Consider the following 23,099-nt stretch of genomic DNA (forward strand, 5'->3'; position numbering starts at 1 on the left):
CATGCTTCCGTGTCGGTACGTGAGTAACATCGCTAGCGCGCAAACCCTAACGAGGGGGACGGGACTGATCAACGCGTGGGCCGGACGTGATCGTCGAACGTGCAACGACCTCGATCGCAGCAGTCACCCTTGGGGCGAAACAGGCGAGCTCGGAAACCGTCATGCCAGTCGTGAAACCCTCGAGGGTCGCCAGCGCCACGAGAGCGGCAGCTGGCTCAACTTGCCGTATGGCGGCATGGCACTCGGCAAGGTTGATGTCGATGAGGCTCTGTGACGTCAAAGTCGCGTGGTAGACGTCGAGCAGCGTGCTCTGCCACGCGGCTCGCGATCTCGGGGTCAGTGACGACATGAAGAGCATCGCGACATCCGATAGCGGGTTGCCCCACATCGCGAATTGCCAGTCGATCAGGCGTGCCTCCGTCGCGCAGTCCATTGATGGCGCGGCCGGAACGAACAGGATGTTGCCGGCCCACGCATCGCCGTGGCATAGCGAAACGTACGGAGCATCGACGTTGGACCGTTCGAGAACTCCCTTCACGTCGACATCGAGAATCGCCCGTACGAGTCCCGGGTCGAACTGGCCCGGCCAGCAGTGCTCCGTCATGTGCGGTAGGTCGTCGAGGCCCATTCGGATGGCGTCGATCAGCCCGGCGGATGCCGCGGTGTAGAGCCATGGATACGGCGCAGCGAGCGCGTCCCCGCCACGGACGGCGAATGACGCATGGGCGAGGGCCAGGCAGCGAACGGCGGCGAGCGCCTGGCTGCGGCTGAGGCCGACGGCCATCGTGCTGCCTAGATCGGGAGTGGGACCCAGATCCTCTAAGGCAAGCGCGCCAAAGCCTTCACCGCTCAGCGCCGACCAGAGGCAGGTCGGCGACACCTTCGGAGCGGATGGCCACCGCGATTCGAGGAGCCGGTAAGTCCGCACCTCTCGATCTCCCATATCGGTGAGCAGGTTGCCCCACGCGCTGAGATCGCCAGGTGATCCTTTGAACACGAATGAACGTCCCTCGCAGTCGATTCTGTCCACGCTGCCCATGGCGCCGCCGGTATGCGAGATCGACTGCACCACTATCGGCTCCTGCCCAGTCAGCTGCCATCCGAGGTGTTCGCGAATCCATGCATGACGGATATCCTCGATGTTCATGCCGCATCACGCGCCGCTGCGCGCGGAAGGAGTCCCTCAGCCATAAAGCGGTTCAGAGCTGCCCGCATTTCCTCTATGCGTTGCTCGCTGGCCGCAAGCAGCGCACGGCAGGGGCGCGACAGGCCGCGGTCGGCGTGCGGGCCGTCGAGAACGAAGGCATGCTCTTGCATGTACGACTCGTGGAACCGGCTGGGACAGTCCATACCACTCTCGTCAATAGGTACCAGCGCCGCATAGTCTCGGCGGGCCATCCGTGATCACGAAACTGCTGCACAGCATCCCTCAACGGATGCATGGCGTCAAAGCCACAACCTCAACAAAGGCCGAGTTGTGGTTCCCGCGACGCAACCAAGGGTCTCCATTCCACCCCTAGTCCGCACTGCTGACGGCAGATGGCATCCGCGCCTCGGAACGCAGATACGGCCCATCCCCGAGGAGTTTCGAAACCCGTGTCGGGCGTGTTCTTCGGCCGTAAGGAGCTGCGCTGGGACCGCTATGAGGTGGATGCTGGCTGGTGGCTTGCTCGGCCAGTGAGGCGATCACCTGGTTGGCGCGGCCGTAGGGGAGGTCCAAGACATGGGTGGCCCTCAGGGTTCGGCGTCCGGCTCGGTGTCGTTAATTGACACACAACAGGCACATCAGGAAAACTCCCCACTTAACGCTTGGCGGCTCAATTGGACAGTGAGCCACTCGGACACTCTGGACCTGATTCGGGAGGGACAGTTCGTGGGTGACCTAGAATCCGTCGTCGAGCCTTTGCGCTCGATCGACTGGGAGGACACCAGTTCGGTCGAGGAGACATGTCGCAAAGCGCTGGAGCAGCTCAACACAAACCGCGGGATCCTCCGCAAGGCGTTGTACGATTTGCCGAACCGTCCCGAGCTGCTCGCCCTGTGCGAGCATCCCAGCCCTGTAGACACCGCAGAGCTTGGGCAGCAGCTGGACAAGCTCGTTCTGTATGAGGACGAGACCGGCTTCCGAGTCAGGATGCATATCTTCTGGTCCGGCTGCGACGACCTGCCGCACAACCACCGGTGGTCCTTTGCGAGCATGATCCTAAAGGGGCAGTTCCGGCATTTGCTGTACGGTCTGGAGACCTACGAGGACACTATGCAGCTGCCGATCCCGAAGCCGCTACAGGTGCGGATTGAGCGAGTCGGGTCAATTTATGCATTGCACCACAGCATGCTGCACGCCTTGGTGGCCGAGGAGAATGCAGTCTCGCTGTTCATCCGCGGCCCCGTGGTCAAGGAGCGCGGCTATCTGGTCGACCCCAAGACTGGCAAGCGCATCTGGCACCTCGGTGTCGCCGAAGAGACACCCGAAGCTATAGCACGCAAGCGGATGACCCCCGAACTGCTAAGCGAATTGACAGCAAAGCTCGATGAGTGGGGCATTCTGGGTTGACCATCGTGCACGGAGCCGGTCAGACGTCGGTATGGGCCGCCCCGGCTTGGTTGAGACCTTATCTGCTGTAGGACGTTTCCTACGGGTGGATGAGTTGTTGCATGACGTTGCGTAGCGGGAACATGGAGCTGATCTTGCAACACATCTCCGCCGAAATCTCACATTGAGGCCAGATCTAACCGGTGCGCGTCCGCTCCGGTCGTGCTTGAGGTTCTTCCACACCCACTCCTCAGGATTCAACTCCGGCGAGTTCGGCGGCAGAAGGTACAACTCAAGCTGGCCGTCACCTTCCTCGACGAACTGCTTCACCTTGTTGGCCCGGTGGACCCGGCTGTTGTCCGCAATGAAGAAAATGGGACGGTCGCTATCGCGAATCAGCCGCTCACGGAAGGCAATGAAGTGGTCAGCGTTCAGGCCATCGTCGAAGAGATAGAAGCACAATTGCCCGCGCTGGACTATGGCCGAAATCATCCTTACCGAGCTGCGTGCCCCGGTGCGCTTGACCACGGTGGTGGCCGGGTGTGGACAGACGCCTCATGAGCGAAGTAGGTGATCGCGTTGCGCTCCCGGGCTCCCCGCAGTCCGCAAAGTCTATATAAGATGATCACGACACACGATGCCGCCAGGCGCTAGCAACAATCCCCGGATCAACTACCACCGAGAGGCAGCGATGAGTAACAGCTTCACCGACAATCGCCATCCGTCGCCGGAAACGCGGCTATTGCTGACGATGATAAAGACCAATCTGAGTGATGAGGACGTCGACCAGTGCTGGGCACTTGTCGGTACACCAGAATTCGACTGGGGCAGATTCGTCGACCTAGCCGCTCGACATCGGGTCATGCCGTTGCTGGGTCGTCATGTGGCTCGCTACGGCTTTCAGCGCCGTCGAGGCGACCTCGAGTGGCCCTACCCATGGCTATTTGTGGCGGCATACCACACAAATCGCGACCGCAATCTCGCCCTGCTCGACGAGTGGGCCAGATTGATCCGGATTCTCAACGACAGCGGGCTGCGGTATGCCATCCGCAAGGGGCCCGTCTTGGCCGACCGGCTCCACCGCGACCCAGGCGTCCGCCAGATGGAGGACCTCGACGTTCTCATCCACCGCAGCGATGTCAAGCTGCTGCGGGAAGCTTTCACCGCTGCAGGATATGTGCAGGGCAAAGCGTCGGAAGACCTGCAGAGCATCGAGCCCTTCGCGCGTACCACTCAGGCATACTGGAATATCCACCTCAATAATCAGTTGCCGTACGTGAAACTGGGGCACCGTCTCCATGTTCCCAAGTTCGATATCGACGTCTGCCTCGACATCTTCCAACCCAACTCCGGCGTAAGCGTGCCGGTATCGGAACTCCTGGATCGTGCTAGACCCTTCCTGATAGGCGGCGAACCGGCGTGGAAACTTGGCGACGCCGACGAGTTCATTGACCTTTGTTCCCACCTGCATAAGGAGGCCACAAGTGTATTCTATATCGAGCGCGGCTGCGATCTGGAGCTGAGCAAGTTTCTCGAAGTCGCGCTGGCCAGCAAGCTCCTCGATCTACCGACACAGGAAGAGATCATTCAGCGCGCGAAGGAATCCGGCGCCGAAGGAATCGTCTACTACTCCCTCCACTTCGCCTCGCAACTGTTTCCCTATCACATTCCTGAGCGGATGCTAGACGGATTGCGCCCGGCGAACCTATCTTACCTAGACGAGTACGGACAGGCCGACGGAGCACCCAAGAGTTGGCATCTCCCGTTCCCCGATCGACTCTTCCTTACCGAACGTGCGGCGGAGGCGGGAAAGAGCACCATACCCAGTACGTGAGGCGGCTGTTGCATCTGATTCCAGGAGGAGGTCGTTAAATGGCTGACGACGCCCAAGCCGAAGCCGCCGACAAGCGTTCTGGATACTCAAGGTCTAACGAAAAGCCAATCAGCTGCGCTGATGCTTGAGTTGCCCTTCATCTGTCGCAACGGTGCGGCGACCGTCCATTTCCGTGCCTGCTCGCCGCGATGGTTGAGCGGCACGAGGCTCTGCAGCCTCTGCTCCATGTCGATCACTGCGGGCGTCCGTATCAGGCAGTCTACAAATGCACGTGCCCTGTACCCTTCATAATTCATCGCGGGTGCTTGATCTGCGGTTTTGATCAGTACCGCGTCAAAACGCGGCCACGATGGCTCTGACCTGTGGTTTGACAGGGTTGATATTGGTCAAGATCGTGTCTTGTGCTTGTCCGCCTGCTCTATCTGATCACACTGCGAGTGTTCGGCTGTTTGATGTTGCTGGGCCACAGTCAAGCGTCGAAGGACGCGGAGATTATGGTGTTGCGTCACGAGGTGGCGGTGCTGCAGCGTCAGGTCGGACGCCGAAGCCGGACTGGGCCGAGCGGGTTGTTCTCCCGGCGCTGGCCCGCCGGTTGCCGGCGTGCTGCGCGCTCATCGGCTGGTCACCCCGGCGACGTTGCTGGCATGGCATCATCGTCTGCTGCGGCAAGCCTGAACCTACCCCTATCGGCCCGGGCGTCCAGGAACGCCTTCGGAGCATCGGGATCTGATCATTCGGCTGGTGCGGGAGAACCCGAGAGAGGACATCGACGGGTGCAGGGGAGCTGACGTGGCTTGGCTTTCAGGTCAGCGAGGCGACGGTGCGGCGCGTCCTGCGCTCGCGCCGTTTCGGCCCGCCACCTCGACATCTGGATACTCTCGGCAGGCGCAGTTCTGCCGAGGAGCATTGATACCCCCGGCACGGCGCCCGATCAGATCAGAAGAAGCGGGGGCGCTGCGGTGGGCCGCACGACGCCGTCGTGCTCCGTGCGTGCTCGCGCGCCCCGGGACGTGCCCTCACTTCTAATCCGACGGTCGCAGGTTCGAATCCTGCAGGGCGCGCTTCTCCACCAGCGGAAACTCCAGCCGAGTCCGCGTGCTGGGGCGGCATGGGGCAAATATGAGGCAGAGCTGAGTCAGCCGCCGAGCGGTCGCCCCAGCGCGGACGCGGCGCTCAGCACCAGCCGGGCCGTCTCCCGGGCGGCTCGGTGGGCCACCTCCGGCAGCACCGAGACATAGGTGTCGGCGGTCAGCACGATGCTGGCATGCCCCAGCATCGCCTGCACCACCTTCAGATCGGTGCGCGCGGCCAGCGCCAGCGTAGCGGCGCCATGGCGCAGATCGTGCAGCCGGATCGGCGGCTGTCCGGAGGCGGCCACCAGCCGGCGGAACCGGCCGGTGAGGTAGTCCGGCCGTAGCGGCTCGCCCTCCGCGGTGGTGAACACGTATCCCGAGTCCTGCCAGTGGGTTCCCGCCGTCGCGCTCAGCTTCTCTTGGCGCTCGCGGTGCCGGGTCAGCACCCGTACGGTCTCCGCGTCCAGGGCCACCACCCGGCAGCTGGCGGCGCTCTTCGGCGGCCCGACCACGACGTGACCATCGGCGTGCACCCGCTGCTGCGCCACCGTCAGCTCCGCCGCCTGCAGGTCGACGTCCGTCCAGCGCAGCCCGGCCAGCTCACCGCGGCGCAGTCCGCGTAGCGCGGCCAGCCACCAGGCGGCGTACAGGCGGTCCTGCGCGATGCCGGCCAGGAAGGTCGCGAGCTGTTGTTCGGTCCAGACCGCCACTGCCGGACGTTCTCCTGTTTGCTGCCACCGGGCTGTCCGCCCGGCAGTCCAGACGACCGGATGCGGTCGCCGGGGATGGGGCAGTTCGGCGCCGTTGGCCGGGTTGACCGGGATCAGCCGGGCACGGACCGCCGCGTTCAGTGCAGTCCGTAAGGTGGCGTGGATCCGCGTCGCGGTGGACGGTGACAGTCGGCGGCCGGTCGGCGAAGGACGGGACGCGAGCCTCGCGAGCAGTCTGTTGACATCGCGGGAGGTGAGTTGGTGGAGCAGGATCCGTCCCTGCGGGATGAGGTGGAGGCGGATGTGTGTGGCGTAGCCTTGCCGGGTCGACGGACGCAGGGCGTCCTTAGTGGCCAGCCAGCGTGCCAGCCACTGCCCGAGCGTGCGTCCGGCCCCTGCGCCATCGTGGTCGGCAGCGGCCAAGGCACGGCCTGCCGCTTGCGCTTCCTCGGGGTCAGCGTAGCCACCCTGGCGGACGCGCTGCCGCTGCCCGTCCAGGCCACGTACCTGCACCGCGAAATACCAGCTACCGTGATCGTCATCTACCGGCAGACGCGGACACGTCACCCCTCGCTGACGTCCTGTTTCCGCATCCACGCAGCCGCATCGCCTGCTGACCCGCACACGAGTCTTTGCCATCTGTCCCACCTCCACCCTTCACGGTGTGCGACGACAGACGCGCCAGCTAGGGCTCGCACTCGATCGGGGGATGACCTCAGGTCAAGTGTCCGGAGTGCGGGGGAGACTCAGGTTGAGTCGGGTCAGCTCGCCGTACAGATCGACGGCCTGCTGGGAGGCTTTCAGGGCGTTCTGGTGCTGGCTGACGTTGCGCAGGCGGTTCGCATGGGTGAGATGGAGCGCGGCTCGTCGCGCCGGGTCTTGAGTGGTGGCCAGGCGGTGGGCGGTCAGCCGGATGGACAGGGCGGCGATCCCAGGTCGAGGTCGATATGCCGACTGGACGGCAGGCAGGCTTCGATGGCCTCCAGAAGGGCCGGTTCGATGTCGGTCAGGTCGGCCAGGGCGGCGAGGGCGGCGCTACCGGCGTTCAGCATGAGCTGGCGGTGGGCACCTCAGACAACAGACGCCGGGTGACGGCGTACACCATCGACAAGATCACGAAACATGATCCCAGGTGACCCGGACTAGCCATTCGGCGCCCCAGAGCCCTCCCACTCACCGGACGAAGGGCTCTGCGCTTGAAGTACTCGAGTTCTTCAGCCCCACACCCGCTCCCGAGGCCAACCGAATGGCTCCCACTGGGAACCGACCGGCAACCCCATACCCGGCGCCGGAAGCGATCCTACCGTGCCAGAGTGATCCACATGATCCCCGCACACGTCCCCGACGAGCCACCGCTCACCTACGCCGACAGCTTCGACGTACCGGTCCTTTTCCGTAACGGGCCTGCGAAGAAGCCCAGGAGGCAGTGGCGGACGGCCAAGCACAAGCCGTGGGCGTGGTCGGGCGGGTTCCCGGCGACCGACGGCTGGTACGTCTCGACCACCACCTGGCGGGAGATCATCAAGGCCGCCATTGAGGTCGGCCGCGACGTCACCCCGCACTTGCAGAATCAGCCGCGTTATGCGCACGGGGAACTCGTCGCCCGGGTTGCCCCGCTGTACGCCTATCTCGGCACGCACCCCGTCAAGCCTCAGCACCCCGTACGAGGCACCAAGGGCTGGCGCCTGACCCTGAACCCGGTGTACGCGTACGGCACCGAGCGCAGCGCGAAGAACGCAGCCGCCTACCGGCTGGGTATGACGATGACCGAGTGGGCCTGCCGCTCACTGCTGGGCCTCGGTCAGACCGAGCACCTCGAACTTTGTGGCCCGATCCCTGCTCTGCTCAACACGTTCAAGGATCCGAAGGAGAAGCTGCCCGACCTATGGGGGCAGCACCAGGCAGAGGACCTGTACTGGCTGATCGAGGCCAAGGGTGGCGACGTGGGCCTCAGCACGCTCCGCAAGGGGTGGGCGCAACTGGCCGCCGGCAGCAAGATCCTCGGCTCGTACGCCCACCGCACCGTCCTGGTCGGAGCGTCCGTGCGGCCCGGAGACGACCTCTTCCTCACCATCGACCACGACCTGCACCCCGGACAGCCGCCGCTCACCCCGGCCGGATTCGACATCGACGACGAGTCAGCGGTCGGCTCAGGCAACCTCGAAGACCGTCTCGGCGACAGCGACGACGCGCTCATCGGCGCGGCCCGCGCCCAAATGCTTACCTACCTGGCGCTGCGCTCCGCTCCCGCCTCGCAACTGCGCACCGTGCCCGTTCCCGCCGACCGCGCGTCCCGTCATCGGCGCTCCGGGCTGACCACGCCCCTGGAAGGCGACGACCTCACCCTCGCCATGCGGGCCGAAGCCCGCGGAGCAGCGCCCCACACCGAGCGGCACACCCTGCGCGCCAGGATCCGTTCCATGGGCCTCGACGACTTCCTCGCCTGCCGCATCCCCGGAACCGAGGTTCACCTCGGCATGTCCCGGAAGCTGTTCGCCGCCTGCGAGCGCCTCCGCGAGGAAGACCTCGCCATCGCCCAGCGCACCCCGGGGCTGCGCGCCGAGGAGCAGCCGGCCAATGACCAGGAACTCAGCGACGACGCTCAGGAAGAACAGCGACTCACCCAGCGGCGGATCTTCCGTGAGCAGCAGGAGGAAGCCCGCCCCCGGCTGCGCCCCCTGCTCCGCTACGCCTACGAGCGGGGAGCGACAAGCGCCTGGAGTGATCTGCTGCGCCGTCCCCAGGAGCCAGAACTCGACCTGGAAGGCGACGAGGGGCTCCTCGAAGCGGCGACGCCGGAGACGTACCTGGCCGTCAGCCGTTACGGCCTGCCCCCAGCACGCGCCTAGCGGCCCCTGCACCGCCAAGCGGCCTCTCGCCGGATCTTCGAGAACGGGCCGCTGGGCCGAGCTGAGTGCTGATCTGAATCGGTCACGCGATTTGTCGGCATTATCCGTAAGATCGCTCCATGCCGGACGCCTTCACCGTTCTCTGGACACACGACACCTGCCGGGCCCTCCGCAAGCACGGTCGCGTGGGCGAGCGGCCGTTGGTCGCGTTCAGCGGCGCCCACCAGTCGCTGCCGGCCTGGACGGGCGCACAGCCTGGTGACGAGGTGTACGCGCTGCACGTCAACCGCTACGTCGTCCACGTGGTCAGCCGCATGCGCATCGTGGACCTCGATCGTGGCGAGTGCTGTGGGCCCGTCCCAGGACACTGGGAGGACTCGGCCTGCCCCGGTCACGAGGACTGGGCGATGCTCGGTGCCTATGGGTGCGGGGCCGAGCCGATCCATGTCGACGCGACTCCCGTCCGGTTCGACCTGCCGGTTCCCGGCGATCTTCTGCCTCGGCTCACCTGGCGGAACGCGCGAGGCAAGACACGAACGCTCAAATACGTCACCGAGGACGGACGTCTTGAGCGCTCGCCTAGCCTGCAGGGGTTCTACCGACTGACCACGGAATCAGCCTCCGAGCTTGACGGGCTGGTGTCCAGGGCACTCGTCTGAAGGTCGCCGTCGCCACCCGATACGGCAGAACAGGCCACCGATTGAGGTGGTAGTTGGTCAGGACTCTGCGAGTGCCGCCTCTGATCACCTGGTTCCACGTACACGGGCGGGTGGATACCGAGATCGCCGAGGACTTTGCGAGCCGCGCCTTCGGCGACAGCTTCGTGCGCGGGCTGCAGACCGGCGGAGAGTTCTACGCCGTCATCCGCATCACGTCGGTGTCGGTCAGCCACCAGACCTCGCTGGCGGCCACCCTGCAGGCCGAGGCCAACGGCCTGGTCGCGTCCGGCAGCTTCAAGGCCGCCTTCGAGGAGGCCAACAAGAGCGCCAGCACCCGCTCCGTGTACACGGCGACGATGTTCCAGAAGGCCGGTTCCGGTGCGCTGATCTCCCCCCAGGGTCGAGATCGGCGAGGTGATCAGCCGGTTCAAGCAGTTCCCGGCCATCGCCTCCGACAGTTCGGCGGCATACGAGGCCGAGGTCGTCACCTACGACACTGTGCCTGCCGATAATGTCATCCGTGCAGGTCATGCACGGTATTTCATTACAGCAAAGAACATAATCGGGACCGATCGACATGGTCTCCCAACAAAAACCTACACGATCATTCGTGATGGTCGAGGTGGGGAATTGATTACGATGCATCCAGGCCTTCCGCGCGACTTGGACCCTTGATGATTAAGGTCGAGGTGAGGTCAGGAAAGTGGGATCTTGTGGAATCGATTCCCGTAGACTCGGAGTTCGACCCAGTTCTCCGCGGGATTGACCGCAAAAGGTATCCAATACTCGGCCACTTGGATCCTTGCGGGGATACCGTGCTGAATCGGCTCCAGGTGGAGTCTCTGCTGGATGAGATCTCTGAAGTGAGATCAAATCCGAAGATCCTCTCGGCAGAATTCGCAGACAAGCTGGTAGGGGTATGTCGTGAATGTTTGCTGCGGCCTCATCGTTTTCTCCGATTTGTAGGGGAATAGCAATCGAAAAATAAGGCGCCCCAGCCCGCCAGAATTTCCTTTGCGGGGCTGGGGCCATGGATGTCACCAAGGTTCGTCGCGACGGCGCGTGCAGCGAGGTGTTCTTAAGGAGGGTGTGAGCCGATCGGAGCGCCCTTACTTGCCACGTTGGTCGTCATGGGACTTGCGCTGACCGCGCCGGCCGCCGCCCTGGTCCTCGGCCGGACCGATGATCGTGCCTCCGCCCCGTCACTGGCGCCGGCCTCGACGATCGCCGAGACCCCTCTAACTGACGTTGCCACGATGCCTGAGCTGTGGAGCAAGGACGTGACGAGCGCGAGCGTGGAGATCGCTGCACTTGGGTTCACCGCGCAGATCACGCGGGCGAACCCTGATGGGATTGCAGATCCGAAGGAGTGGGTTGTGGCCGGTCAGCTTCCAGCGCCGGGGACCCTGCTCAAAACCAGCATGCGGATCTTCCTGCAGGTCTTCCCCAAGGAGACGGCTTCACGTCACCGAGGTTCGTGAGGCCGCAGCGCGGCATGCGGCGTACGTCTCCGCAATCCGTCGATCATCGCCAAGCACGCTCTGGAGCCGAGATGCGAGACCACGGTGATGAGCCAACTCGCTCTACCTCGACGATGAGCATGAGTTGGTCTCCCGTGTCGAGACACGATCATGGTGTCGACTCGCAGTTCGGAGCGCTACGGGAGTCGCTCCCAGAAGGCGAGCCACTGATCAATGTTGGTCGTGATGGTGGCATCTTTCAGATGCGTGCGAATGCTCTTGGCGGCGATCAGTAGATTTTTGCAGTGGCGCAGATTCAAGATTTCTGACGGTGGGCGGTCGCGCCAAGTGAGTGACCAAGTCGCGGCCTGCTCTCGGGTGAGCGGCAGGGCGCGAAGGATGTCGTCTCCTAACGCGTCTGGGTCCCACCGAGGATCTCCGTTCGGGCCGACGTCGGTGATCACGTTGGCGCGTAGGCGGAACCGGCTGGCAGCGGCTGTGGTCTTGTCCAGGCCGTTGGCTTCGGCTTGCCCAAGGGCGTATAGAGCTGCGTCGGCCCACATGCGTCGTCCCTCGCCGTGAGTGGGATCGCATGCGTGAAGCTGGTTGAGATGCCAGACTGCGAGCCAGTAATTGATTGCTGACGAACGGTCCTCGGTCACGCGAGCAGTTTCCCACGTCAGCCAGTGGAACGATTCCCCGGGCGAAATTCATCCGGTCATTTCTTGGAGTGGCTGTGGCGCGGGTGTTTGTGGTGGTGTTTTGTGTGCCCTTTATGGCGGGTCTTCGCAACGTGGTGCATTCTCTGCGCGGCGATAATGACTGTCGCGCTGGTGGCGGCGGTCATGTGTACGGCTGTCGCGGATGTGGGGTGGGCGCGGAGGATGGCGGTTCGGGTGGATGTCACCGCTGGCTCGTCGGACGTGGTGAGCGCGTCCAGCATCGTGTCTGAGCGCGCGCTGTCGACCAGAGCCGCGGCCGTGCCGAGGAGCGCAACGCCGACAAGGAGGGTGGCGACCTCGACGGCCGGCTGACGGCTGACGGCTCCACTTCACGCGCAACCCCCGTAGCCGACAGCCGCAAACGGGGTTGATCTAGACATGGATTAGCAGGGTCGTCAAGGCCAGCTCAATGTTTTCTGCAGGTCAACGCCCCCATCTCGAGTCTGGCGGGCCCGAGGGTTTTCTGTGAGTTTGCTGTGAAGTCAGCGATCCTCTCGAACGGCGCGCTGGAGCGTCACCTGGGCCGTTTACAGACGGTAATCCTTGACTGGAAGTCAGCAAGATCGCGGCTGAGGTGCATGGATGGGACTCCATCCCGGTATGGGAGCGGATGTTCGAGTCTTCCTGATGATCACTTTGTGTAGATCTTGACGGTATGTGCCGGTTTGTGGCGTGATTGCGGCGTTTTTGCTCTTAGATCTTCCTTATCTGCGTCCCTGCGGGGTCGCCGGGAGTGGAGTGCCGCATGTCGCTGCTGCCCCGCAGGCAGTCGCCTGAGTCAGTTTCCCGTCGCCGTCGTCGTTACGCGCGGTTACATCGCGCGGTCGGTGTGATGATCGTGTTCGTGCTGGTGGCGGCGCTCGCACCGCCGCCACCAGCATCGGCGCAAACCTTGAGCATCGCGGCTTCTGCCGAACCCAGGGTCATCTCCCGGTTCGCGTCCTGGCTCGGTGCCACGGTCGCGGGCTGGTTCACCGACGAGCCGCATGGCGGCATGAGTGCCTCGCCCGTCCCGGTCACGTTGCCAGGGCGGGATGGAGCTGGGGCGACCTACAAGCTGGATCCGGTCAAGGAGCCCGGCAAGCGGGTCAAGGAGCTGACCGGCCAGCGCACCGCGGTCAGCAAGACCTTCGAGCTCGAGGACGGCCGCCGCCAGGTCGAGATCTCCGCGGCGCCGGAGCGGTATCGCGATGCCCGGGGCGACTGGCAGAAGATCGACACCGCGGTCAAGCAGGTGGACGACGGCTGGGGCGACGACGGGACAGGGTTTGCGACGCGATTTTCCGACGGCACGGACCGGCTGGTCCGGGTCGGGTTGGGCGACGCGCAGCTGACATTCGGCCTTGCGGGTCCGGCGGCCAAGCTCACGCCCGAGGTGGACGGGTCGAAGGTGACCTACCGGAACGCGTTCGGGCCGGGCGCGGATGCGGTGTATGAGGTGACGTCGTCCGGGGTGAAGGAGAAGATCGTCCTGTCCCAGGCGCCTGCCTCAGGGGCGGCGTTCGCGTTCACGGTGACGGCGTCGGGCGAGTTGCAGGCCAAGGCGCAGCAGGACGGCTCGATCGCCTTCTTATCGCAGGGCTCGGGCAAGCCGGTGTTCCTCCTGCCGAAACCGTTCATGATCGACAGCGCGGATGATGCGGCCTCGCCGTACGGCAAGCGGTACTCCGCGGCGGTGCGGCAGGAGGTGACTGGCCAGCAGGGCGACCAGGTGACGATCACGGTGACGCCGGACGCGGGCTGGCTGGCCGATGCCGGGCGGGCCTGGCCAGTGACGATCGACCCGACCGTGGTGGTGTCGCCGGACTGGAACACCTCCAACGACGCGACGATCGTCTCCTCGGCGGCGTCGACGAACTTCGACGGCGATGGCCGATTGCAGGTCGGCGTGAGCGGCAGCAGCATCGCGCGCAGCCTGGTGCAGTTCAACCTGGCCAGCTTGGTCCCGTCGGGGACGGTGATCGACAAGGCGGAGCTCGGCCTCTACTACGACCAGTCGCTACCAGCGACCGGGGTGGTGCCGTTGGAGGCCCGTCAGGTCACGCAGGCGTGGGACGGACAGACGGTCACGTGGAACTCCATCAACACCGCGATCGGGCCGGTGGCGGCGAACGTCACCTACCAGCCGGCCGAGGCGCACATCTGGCACAGCTATCCGCTGACCGCGCTGGTGCAGGGCTGGGTGAACGGATCGATCGCCAACCATGGGGTGGTGATCAAGGCGGTCAACGAGGGTGCGGCGGCCGGCGGCCCCATCTACACCGCCGGTGATGTCTTGGGCGGATTCCCGGTCATGCCGATGCCGAAGCTGACCTTGACGTATGGGATGCCGTCAGTGGCGCTGGCACGGCCGCGGATCGTGCACGCCACGGGCGCCGAGCTGTCCTGGTCGGCCTATGACGGTCCGGGCAAGGTGGCCGAATACCAGGTCCACCGCATGCGCACGGACCAGCCGTTCACCCCGTCGGCGGCGACGCTGGTGGCGACGCTGGAGCCCACGGCGACCTTCTATGTCGACACCACGGCCCCGCCGTCGGCCGGCGCGACCTACCAAGTGGTGGCCGTGCGCGAGGACGGGCAGGCCTCGACGTCGGGTCCGCAGTGGGTCAGAACACCCACTCCTGGCGACGCCTACGCCGAAGTCCCGGCCAGCATGGACACCACGTTGTCCAGTTGCCAGCCCACCCAGGGGCATGACACGCCGGGCGGGCTGGCCGAACTGCGCGCTGGATTCGGCGGCACCACGCTGGGCAACACCCGGGCGCTCATCAAGTTCGACACCTCGATCATCCCGGCATCGACCAAGTACCTGTTGGCTCATGTCTACTTCTCCACGGCCTCTGCCATAGGGGCCGAGGCCAGCTACGGCTTCTACGAACTCAAACGGGACTTCGACGAGGCGAGCGCCTCCTGGCAAAACGCCGCCTCGGGCAGCGCGTGGACAACCCCGGGCGGCGACTACAACGCGCCCCAGGTCGGCCAGCCGATGTGGCTGGCGCCCGGTAGCCCCACCTGGGAGCAGGTGGACGGCTTCGACGCGATAGCGGCCAAGTGGGTGGCCGACCCCGCCAGCAACCACGGACTGCTGCTCCGCCCGACAAGCGAGAGCAACAAAGCCTGCCCGACCAGCGGCAACGGCGCCACCCTCACCTCCTCCGAGGCGCCTGAGAGCGAGGTGCGGCCGGTGCTGGTGGTCCGCTACGCAGACCCGGCCACCACCTACCAGGCCCTGGCCACTCCGCCGCGGATGGTGGCGGGCGAGCAGCAAACCATCCCCGTCACCGTCACCAACACCACCACGACGACCTGGCCCGCCGGGACGATCAAGCTCGGCTACTTCTGGAAACTGCCCGACGGCACCGACGTGACCGGCGCCAGCCAGATCCTCACTCCCATCCCAGACGAGCTCGCTCCCGACCACGCGGTGACGGTGAACGCAACCGTCAAGGCGCCGGTCCTCGCCAACGGGAACCTGGCCGAGGCGGTGAGCCTGGTGTGGGACAGCCAGGACACCACCAACAACTGGCAGTCCGCCTCGCACGGCCTCCCGCAGTTGCCGCAGCAGATTCGCATCGACAGCCCGACCAGCGATTTGCTGGGCTTGGAGAAGTTCTACTCCTACACCGGCAAGAACACCGGGGCCGGGGCGACCGCGCTCGTCAACCCGTATGCCGGGAACCTGGTCTGGTCCTACAACGCCTTCTCCAACCCCTCCCGCGGCGCACAGACATTCGTCCGGATGGCCTACAACAGCCTCGACACCTCGAGCGCGTCGCTCGGGTACGGCTGGTCGCTGCAGACCTCCACGCTGTCGAAGCTCGGTTCGCAGGTGTACTTCCACCCGCCCGGCCAGGCCTGGCCCTCCCAGGTGCGGTTGACCGACGGCGATGGCACCACGCACGTGTGGACGCTGGACACCCACGGCGCCGACGTCAAGGACTGCACCCCGGCCACCTGTGACTACACCCACCCGCGCGGCATCCACCTGTACCTGCAGAAGACCGGATCGGCCGATCCGCTGCGGCAGTGGGTGTTCACCAAGCCCGACCGGACCCAGTTCTTCTTCGACGATGAGGGCTTCCAGTCGGCGATCGTGGACAAGAACGGCAACACCATGTCGTTCACCTACGAGCGGCGCAGGTCCAACAACAAGCCGACCAAGTTCCTGCAGTACATCACCGACGCCGCCGGGCGGCGCACTCTGTCCTTGGACTATTACGCCAAGGGCCAGGACTACACCTACATCAACGACGCCGGGCAGGAGGTTAGCGACACCAAGCTGACCAACCCGCACATCATCGACAACGTCCAGACCATCACCGACATCGCCGGCCGCAAGGTCTCCTTCACCTACACCGACAAGGGCTTGCTGGCCAAGATGGTCGACGGCGACGGTGACGCGCAGGCCAAGACGTTCCGCTTCAGCTATGACGCCACCCAGGGCAACAAGAACGTCAAGCTGAAGACGGTCAAGGATCCGCGGGATCACTCCACGACGTTCTCCTACTACGAGGCGCCGGTCGACCCGAAGGACAAGTGGAAGATCTCCGACCTGACGGACCGGCTCCAGGGAAGGACACACTTCGACTACGTCGACCCCGACGGGTCGCAGGGCAGCACGATCAACGCGACGGTCACCGACCCGCTCCAGCATCAGACCAAGTATCTGCTGGATGCATCCGGCAGGCCGCACGAGATCACCAACGCCAAGAACGAGCTCACGGTTCTGGACTGGGACAGCGATCACAACGTCACCACGCTGACCGAGCCCAACCAGGCCAAGACGACCTGGGAGTACGACCAGCAGACCGGCTACCCGCTGACGATCAAGGATGCCGAGGCCAACGCCAACGGCACCCCAGGGACCGTGTTGGATTACGACACCGGGCTGGGCGGCAATACCGCGGACCTGAGATTCAAGACGTCGCCCGAGGGCCGCAAGTGGGAGTTCCGCTACGACGCCAACGGCAACCTCAAGTCGGTCACCGACCCGATCGGCGCCACCACCCCGGATGCCAACGACTACACCACCAAGTACGACTACGACCCGCTTCTTGGCCAGCTAATCACCTCGACGGACGCCAACGGCAACGCCACCTCCTACGGCGACTACGACCCGACCGGCTACCCCAAGACGATCACCGATCCGTACTCGAACGTCACGGCCACCACCTATGACGTGCGCGGCAACGTGCTGACGGTGACCGACGCGCTGGGCAAGAAGACCACCCAGACTTACGACATCTTCAAACGGCCGTTGGAGAACAAATCCCCCAAGGACCAGGACGCCGCACAGCCGGTCTTCATCGTCACCCCGGCGCCCATCTACGACGCGAACGACAACGTCACCACGATGGCCGCCCCGAACGGGGCCATCTCCACCGCCACCTACGACGACGCTGACCAGCTGCTCAGCTCGATCCTGCCGGTGGACAAGGCGGGTGATCCGGAGCGGAAGGCGTCCTTCACCTGGGACCTGGCCGGCAATCTGAAGACTCAGACCGAGCCCAAGGGCAACCTCACCCCGGCCGACCCGAAGGACTACGTCACCACCTATCTGTATGACGCGATCTACCAGCTGACCGACGTCGTCAACGCGAAACAGGACAAGATCAGCTACAGCTACGACAACGTCAGCAACACCACCAAGGTCATCGATCCGCGCAAGAACGCCACCGCGGACGCGAACGACTACACAGCGATCTACGGCTATGACCTCAACCATCGGGTGAAAACCGTCAAGGACGCGGCCGGCTATCAGACCTCGACGGACTATGACCTGGACGGGCTGGTGGTCGGGCAGACCGACCAGGAGAACAACAAGTCGATCACCGTCTACGACCAGCGCGGCGCCGTCGTCGAAACCCGCGTGCCGCACGCCGAGACCGACGGTGTGATCAAGTACGTCACCACCAAGTTCGTCTACGACCAGGTCGGCAATCAGACCAAGGTGATCACCCCGCGTGGGGTGGAGCGCGGCGGTGACCTGGTCGACTTCGTGCAGGAGACGAAGTACGACAAGCTGAACCGGCCGAGCGAGAAGGTCTTCCCCTACGACCGGTCCGACCCGGTCTACAACACCCCCGACTCGGTGCTGTATGCCTACGACCCGGTCTCCCGGTTGCAGGAGATCTCCTCCCCGCCCTCGCATGGGCAGTCGATCCGCAACGTCTCCTCGATGACGTACTGGGACAACGGCTGGTCCAAGACCACCACCGATGCGTGGAAGATCAAAACCAGCTACGACTACAACGAGCTGGGCGAGCAGACCAACCGCACCGTCACCTCCGCCGGTAACTCCTCGCAGCGGGCGCTGGACTGGAGCTACTACCCCGACGGCAAGCTCAAGACCCATTCCGACAACGGCGTCCCGCTCGGCCTGGACGTCGTCCTGGACGACAACTCCGACACCGGCCAGGTGAGTGCGACCGGCAGCTGGACCACCACCTCGGGCGGCAGCTTGGCCTCCAACGTGGTCGGCCCGCGCGTGCAGACGAGCGCCACCTCGGGTTTCGTCGGCTACGACTACGCCGTCGCCCCCGCCGGGACCGGCTCGTCCTCCTTCACCTGGAACCTGACCATCCCCGCCGACGGCAGCTACAAGCTCTACGCCCAATACCCGGCCGGCGCGACCGCAACCAACGCCGGCTACCAGGTCAAGCACGGCGCCACCACCGACACCGTGACGGTGGACCAGACCAAGAACAGCGGCGACTGGGTGCAACTGGGCACCTACACCTTCACCGCCGGCCTCGGCGACACCGTCACGCTGACCGACAACGCCAACGGCAGCGTCATCGCTGACGCCGTCAAGCTGGTGCGCGACAACAGCGGCGACACCGACGGCGAGAAGAAGGACTTCGCCTACACCTACGACCCTAACGCCAACCTGATCGACATCGCCGACAACTCGGCCAACGCCAAGATCGACAACTGGGACATCTCCTACACCGGTCTCAACCAGATCGACACCATCAAGGAGACGCTGAAGGGTGTCCTGAAGAACACCACCAGCTACGGCTACAACGAAAACAGCGCCGTCACCCAGCTCACCCACGACAAGGTGCTGTCGACCTACCGCTACGATATCCGCGACCTGGTCGACCAGGTGGTCAACAAGAAGTCCGCATCGGATCCGCTGCCGAAGACGACCGGCTACACCTACACTCCGCGCGGTGAGTGGCTGAAGGAGACCAAGGCCAACGGCAACACCGTTGACTACGACTACTTCCTGTCCGGCGTCCTGCGCTACTCGGTGGAGAAGAAGCCCAACGCGGCCATCGTGGCCGAGCACACCATCGGCTACCAGGGCAACCTGCAACGCGCGTCGGATCACGCCAAACTCCAGAACGCCGACAACCCGGGTGCGTACTTAGAGAACGACTACGCCTACACCTACGACCCGCGCGACCGCATCGCCAAGACGGTGAAGACCCCGGTCGGCGGCGGTGCGGCGGAGACCGAGACCTACTCCCACGACCCCAACAGCAACGTCTGGCAGCAGCAGGTCCTGGGCAAGACCACCACCTTCAACTTCGACCGCAACCGGCTGATGACCTCGGTCACCGACGGCGCCACCTCCACCTACACCTACGACCCGTTCGGCCGGCTGCGCACCATCCAGGGTGGCGGCAAAACCCAGGAGAAGTACACCTACGACGGCTTCGACCACGTCATCAAGCACGAGAAGCTCGGCGGCGACGGTGCCACCACGGTCACCAGCTACACCTTCGACCCGCTCGACCGGACAACGTCGAAGACGGAGAAGGAAGGCTCCGCCTCGGCGAAGACCACCAACTACTCCTACCTCGGCCTGTCCAGCGAGGTCCTGGACGAAGAGGTGGCCGGCCAACTGACCAAGTCCTTCCAATACTCCCCGTGGGGCGAACGTCTGTCCCAGACGAAGATCACCGACACCGGTGCCGAGGAGTCGTCCTACTACGGCTACAACGCCCACTCCGACGTCGAGGACATCACCAAGGAGAACGGCGACACCCGCGCCACCTACGGCTACACCGCCTACGGCAGCAACGACGACAAACTCTTCACCGGCATCGACAAGCCCGACCCGGTCGACCCGACGGCCAAGGACGAGTACAACCCGTACCGGTTCAACGGCAAGCGGTGGGACAACTCCACCGGCATGTACGACATGGGGTTCCGCGACTACAACCCGGGCCTCAACCGCTTCCTCAACCTCGACTCCTACAACGGCGCTCTCGACGACCTCGGCCTCGGCCTCGACCCCTGGACCGCCAACCGCTACGCCTTCACCGGCGGCAACCCCATCAACAACATAGAAATCGATGGCCACGCACCAGACAACTGCCTTTACGGTTACTGCTCGGCACAAGTAGCAAAGGATGGCCCCCTTCAAACCGGGCCGCAACTCGCGCCCACACCGAATCCGTCCACGCCGAAGTCCAAGGCAGACAAGAGCGCGGAACCGCAGGGCACGCCGACGCCGTCTCCTCGGCCCGGCGAAGACATTAATAGCTACTTCAAGGCCTGCCAGAAGATCGGCCTAGAAAATTGCCGCTGGGGAAAATCCGAAGTATCGCTTCTTTATGATCTGTTCGTCAAGGATTTTGTGGATTGCGTCGGCGGCGACGCTGGGGCCTGTGCTTGGGCCGCGGTAAACATCATCCCCGTCGGCAAGATCGGAAAGATCGGTAAGCTTTTCAAGGACGCAGGCAAGGCGCGCGAGCTCGCTGAGGTCGCAGAAGATGCGGCAAAGGCAATCAAAAATTGCAATAGCTTTGACGCCGACACCAGCGTCCAAATGGCCGACGGAACTCGGAAACGCATAGAGGACGTCAAGATCGGCGACGAGGTAATCGCCACTGATCCTGAAACAGGAAAGACCGTCGCGAGGAAGATTACGGCCCTCCACCGCAACAACGACACCGCCATGGCAGACGTCGTCGTTGAGGCGAGCAGCGGGCGTGCCTCCACCATCAACACCACTCAGGAGCACCCCTTCTGGAGCGTGACCCGGAACAAGTGGGTCAACGCTAGAGAGCTCCTCCGCGGCGAGAAGCTCCGCACAGTTAGCGGCGACACGGTACGTGTCCTAGCCGTCCGAGCGTTCGTCCGAGCTCAGGTGATGTACAACCTGACAGTTGACGACATCCACACCTACTATGTCCTGGTAGGCGACCAAGCAATCCTCGTCCACAACTCCGGGCCCTGTAAGATTCCTTGGTCTAGCGGGACCGTTTCCAGGGCTGCCAAGGCTATTGATGAGGGTGCAACCAGCATCCACGTTCAGTCGCGGAGTCAGGCGGAGGAGCTGTTCCTTGGAAAATTCCAAGGGGCCGGATATAGAAATGCGACTGGTTTTGATGGAGTCGGCACCAAGCAATACTTTGGATCAAAGGTGGGGACCTATCATTGGGACGATGTCATTGGCGCAGACGGTCGCGTCGTAGGCCACGGGATCAACAACGCCGATGGCGCCCTACCGCACCTTCAGATCCATACGTTCGACGGACCCATCATCCGTATATTCTGGGGTGAAAAATGAAGGCAGAGGTGCTGAACCGTCTCACTATGACCAGGGCGTTGGTGTCAGCCAGGCGCGAGAGCGACTCTGCGGACAGGTATTCGTGGGTATGGGTTCTTCCTCTTCCGGACGGTCGGTTCAGGGTAGCTGCGATCGAGGTTCCGAAGCAGATCGTCGATGATGACGAATGCTTCTTCGAGGAGGACATGCTCACGCCATACTTGAAGATCGTGGACACTATCGATCAGATAGACGAGGCCGTCCGAGAAGCAGGGGTGGACCCTGTGGATCTTAATGCGCCATGGCATAACGACTTTCCGCTCTGAGTGTTCTGGGGAAGTGAAATCGCAGGATGCTATAGCTCGGATCTTAATGTCCTGACGGGCATTAAGATCCGAGCGACACGAATGAGGCCCGAGCACAGGACCGTCGTCCATGCGTAGTGTCGGCGTGCTCTGCGGTACTTAATCCATTGTGTGGCGCCACCCGCAATGACCACATCGGGGTGTTCGCCGTGCTCGGTGCGTGCTCGTACGCCCCGTCACTGGGCGTCAGGACCTGGCACAGCTGGACACACGAAACGCGCTGAGGCGGCACGAACTATAACCTAACGTCACTGCGCGGCACTAAAAGATCTTGCTTCTAATCCGACGGTCGCAGGTTCGAATCCTGCGGGGCGCGCTTTGATCACGGCCCTGAACTGGCAAAACGCGGCGTCGGATGCGTTCCAGAATACAAGTCTGGCGTCGACGTGCTCCTTGCGTGCTCGCGTGCGCCAACCCTGCACACCCCGTGATCCATTCGCCCCTCGGTTTCTGCGGGAAGAGCAGCGGCCCCGCCTCGCCAGGAGAAGGTGGCGATGCGGGGCCGGATGCTTAATCCGATTGGCAGTCTCGTAGTGAGATGAGTTTGCCTGGCTGCGTCTGGTCTTGTTCGCCGAAGAGCAGGGCGGCGGTCTTCTCGGCCGCCGCGGTGGCTACCTGTGGGTAGACGGAGGTGTAGGTGTCGGCGGTGAAGGCGCTGGCGTTGTGCATTCCGCTGACCGGACTGGCGTTCCCGATCATCGAAGAGCTCTACTTCCGCGGCTTCCTGATGCCCCGCCTCTCCCGGCTGGGCCGGTGGGCAACGCCGCTCTGTTCTCGCTGCACCACTTCTGGTCGCCCTGGGGGTCCTGTCCAGAGCGGTGTTCATGCTTCCGGGGGTCTGGCTTATCTGGCGCAAGAAGGATCTGCGGGTGTCGATCGGGATGTACCCCGGCACGACTTTGCTCCTATCGACGGGCGGCATCCGCAGTGCACGACGCCCTCTCGCGGTTACCGGCGACTAGCCGGGCGATGGCCGCTCGGGCTTCGGCGGCGTCGTAGGACAGCGGTCCTCCGCGGCCGTCGATGGAGGCGCGGAACAGCGCCCGGCGGTGTAGGTTGCGCGGGCCAGGTAGAGCTTGAGCACGTTGGCACGGTCGTCCAGCAGGGCGGTGCGTACGCTTCCGCCCTTGAGGTGGGTGCGGACGTGTTCTCGTCCAGGCGTAGGTCCAGGTCCTCGACATACAGGCCAACGCCGGTCCAGCAGAGGCGGGCAGTGGATCAGCAGGAGGAGGTCCTGGCCCGGCACACTGGGTGCGGCGTCCTGGACATCCGTTGCGGTATCGAACGCGACCGCATCTTCACGGTGGAGCAGACCCGCACGTACAACCTCATTGACGACATCTGCGCCAGCCGCAAACGCGTCACGGCGGCGGTGGCCTAGGAGGCGCA

General features: G+C 64.1%; 15 protein-coding genes. 9 read left to right on the forward strand and 6 right to left on the reverse strand.

The features are described from left to right. Positions 1–46: 46 nt before the first annotated feature. Positions 47–1,147 carry an oxidoreductase family protein gene (locus tag KIK09_RS40425; protein ID WP_214324787.1) on the reverse strand — a complete coding sequence of 367 codons (1,101 nt, stop codon included), beginning with the start codon at positions 1,145–1,147 and terminating at the stop codon, positions 47–49. Between the two features lie 726 nt (positions 1,148–1,873). Here KIK09_RS40425 and KIK09_RS40430 point away from each other — a divergent pair. Continuing rightward, on the forward strand, positions 1,874–2,554 hold the full coding sequence (locus KIK09_RS40430) for a hypothetical protein (RefSeq protein WP_214324788.1): 681 nt from the start codon (positions 1,874–1,876) through the stop codon (positions 2,552–2,554). On the opposite strand, the gene KIK09_RS60765 is transcribed toward KIK09_RS40430, so the two are convergent. Next, the gene (locus tag KIK09_RS60765) at positions 2,507–3,025 is read right to left on the reverse strand and encodes a transposase (protein ID WP_372455754.1); all 519 of its coding nucleotides are present in this window, start codon (positions 3,023–3,025) and stop codon (positions 2,507–2,509) included. The two genes, KIK09_RS40430 and KIK09_RS60765, sit on opposite strands and share 48 nt — an antisense overlap. 199 nt (positions 3,026–3,224) lie before the next feature. Here KIK09_RS60765 and KIK09_RS40440 point away from each other — a divergent pair, with 199 nt between their 5' ends. Continuing rightward, positions 3,225–4,367 (forward strand): nucleotidyltransferase family protein, encoded by a 1,143-nt coding sequence (locus tag KIK09_RS40440; RefSeq protein ID WP_214324790.1) that lies wholly within the window; start codon positions 3,225–3,227, stop codon positions 4,365–4,367. 1,135 nt (positions 4,368–5,502) lie between these two features. On the opposite strand, the gene KIK09_RS60285 is transcribed toward KIK09_RS40440, so the two are convergent. Both KIK09_RS60285 and KIK09_RS40450 read right to left on the reverse strand, forming a co-directional pair. Further along, positions 5,503–6,150, reverse strand: a complete 648-nt coding sequence (locus KIK09_RS60285; protein WP_214324791.1) for a site-specific integrase — start codon at positions 6,148–6,150, stop codon at positions 5,503–5,505. Positions 6,151–7,055: 905 nt separating this feature from the next. Then, positions 7,056–7,202, reverse strand: coding sequence for a hypothetical protein (locus tag KIK09_RS40450; RefSeq protein ID WP_214324792.1), 147 nt, complete (start codon positions 7,200–7,202; stop codon positions 7,056–7,058). Positions 7,203–7,472: 270 nt separating this feature from the next. Here KIK09_RS40450 and KIK09_RS40455 point away from each other — a divergent pair, with 270 nt between their 5' ends. From KIK09_RS40455 to KIK09_RS40470, 4 genes are all read left to right on the forward strand, one after another. Next, on the forward strand, positions 7,473–8,999 hold the full coding sequence (locus KIK09_RS40455) for a hypothetical protein (RefSeq protein ID WP_214324793.1): 1,527 nt from the start codon (positions 7,473–7,475) through the stop codon (positions 8,997–8,999). A 119-nt stretch (positions 9,000–9,118) separates the two neighbouring features. Then, positions 9,119–9,658, forward strand: coding sequence for a hypothetical protein (locus KIK09_RS40460; RefSeq protein ID WP_214324794.1), 540 nt, complete (start codon positions 9,119–9,121; stop codon positions 9,656–9,658). Between the two features lie 71 nt (positions 9,659–9,729). After that, positions 9,730–10,170 carry a hypothetical protein gene (locus KIK09_RS40465; RefSeq protein ID WP_214324795.1) on the forward strand — a complete coding sequence of 147 codons (441 nt, stop codon included), beginning with the start codon at positions 9,730–9,732 and terminating at the stop codon, positions 10,168–10,170. Positions 10,171–10,788: 618 nt separating this feature from the next. Further along, complete coding sequence (locus KIK09_RS40470; RefSeq protein WP_214324796.1) at positions 10,789–11,139, forward strand: PASTA domain-containing protein; 351 nt, start codon at positions 10,789–10,791, stop codon at positions 11,137–11,139. Between the two features lie 176 nt (positions 11,140–11,315). Here KIK09_RS40470 and KIK09_RS40475 read toward each other — a convergent pair whose 3' ends face one another. After that, entirely contained in the window at positions 11,316–11,780 is a 465-nt protein-coding gene (locus KIK09_RS40475) for a hypothetical protein (RefSeq protein ID WP_214324797.1), read from the reverse strand. A gap of 892 nt (positions 11,781–12,672) precedes the next feature. Between KIK09_RS40475 and KIK09_RS40480 the strand changes: the two genes are divergently transcribed. Then, positions 12,673–21,366, forward strand: a complete 8,694-nt coding sequence (locus KIK09_RS40480; protein WP_214324798.1) for a DNRLRE domain-containing protein — start codon at positions 12,673–12,675, stop codon at positions 21,364–21,366. After that, positions 21,363–21,671 (forward strand): hypothetical protein, encoded by a 309-nt coding sequence (locus KIK09_RS40485; protein WP_214324799.1) that lies wholly within the window; start codon positions 21,363–21,365, stop codon positions 21,669–21,671. Before KIK09_RS40480 ends, KIK09_RS40485 begins: the two co-directional genes overlap by 4 nt. A 549-nt stretch (positions 21,672–22,220) precedes the next feature. Here the strand turns inward: KIK09_RS40485 and KIK09_RS40490 are convergent. Further along, positions 22,221–22,409: a hypothetical protein gene (locus KIK09_RS40490; RefSeq protein ID WP_214325106.1), complete on the reverse strand. Its 189-nt coding sequence runs from the start codon at positions 22,407–22,409 to the stop codon at positions 22,221–22,223. Between KIK09_RS40490 and KIK09_RS61010 the strand changes: the two genes are divergently transcribed. Further along, positions 22,357–23,091 carry a CPBP family intramembrane glutamic endopeptidase gene (locus KIK09_RS61010; RefSeq protein WP_504740306.1) on the forward strand — a complete coding sequence of 245 codons (735 nt, stop codon included), beginning with the start codon at positions 22,357–22,359 and terminating at the stop codon, positions 23,089–23,091. The genes KIK09_RS40490 and KIK09_RS61010 overlap by 53 nt on opposite strands. Positions 23,092–23,099: the final 8 nt, after the last annotated feature.

The sequence above is a fragment of the Nonomuraea sediminis genome, assembly GCF_018531495.1.
Taxonomy (GTDB): Bacteria; Actinomycetota; Actinomycetes; order Streptosporangiales; family Streptosporangiaceae; genus Nonomuraea; species Nonomuraea sediminis.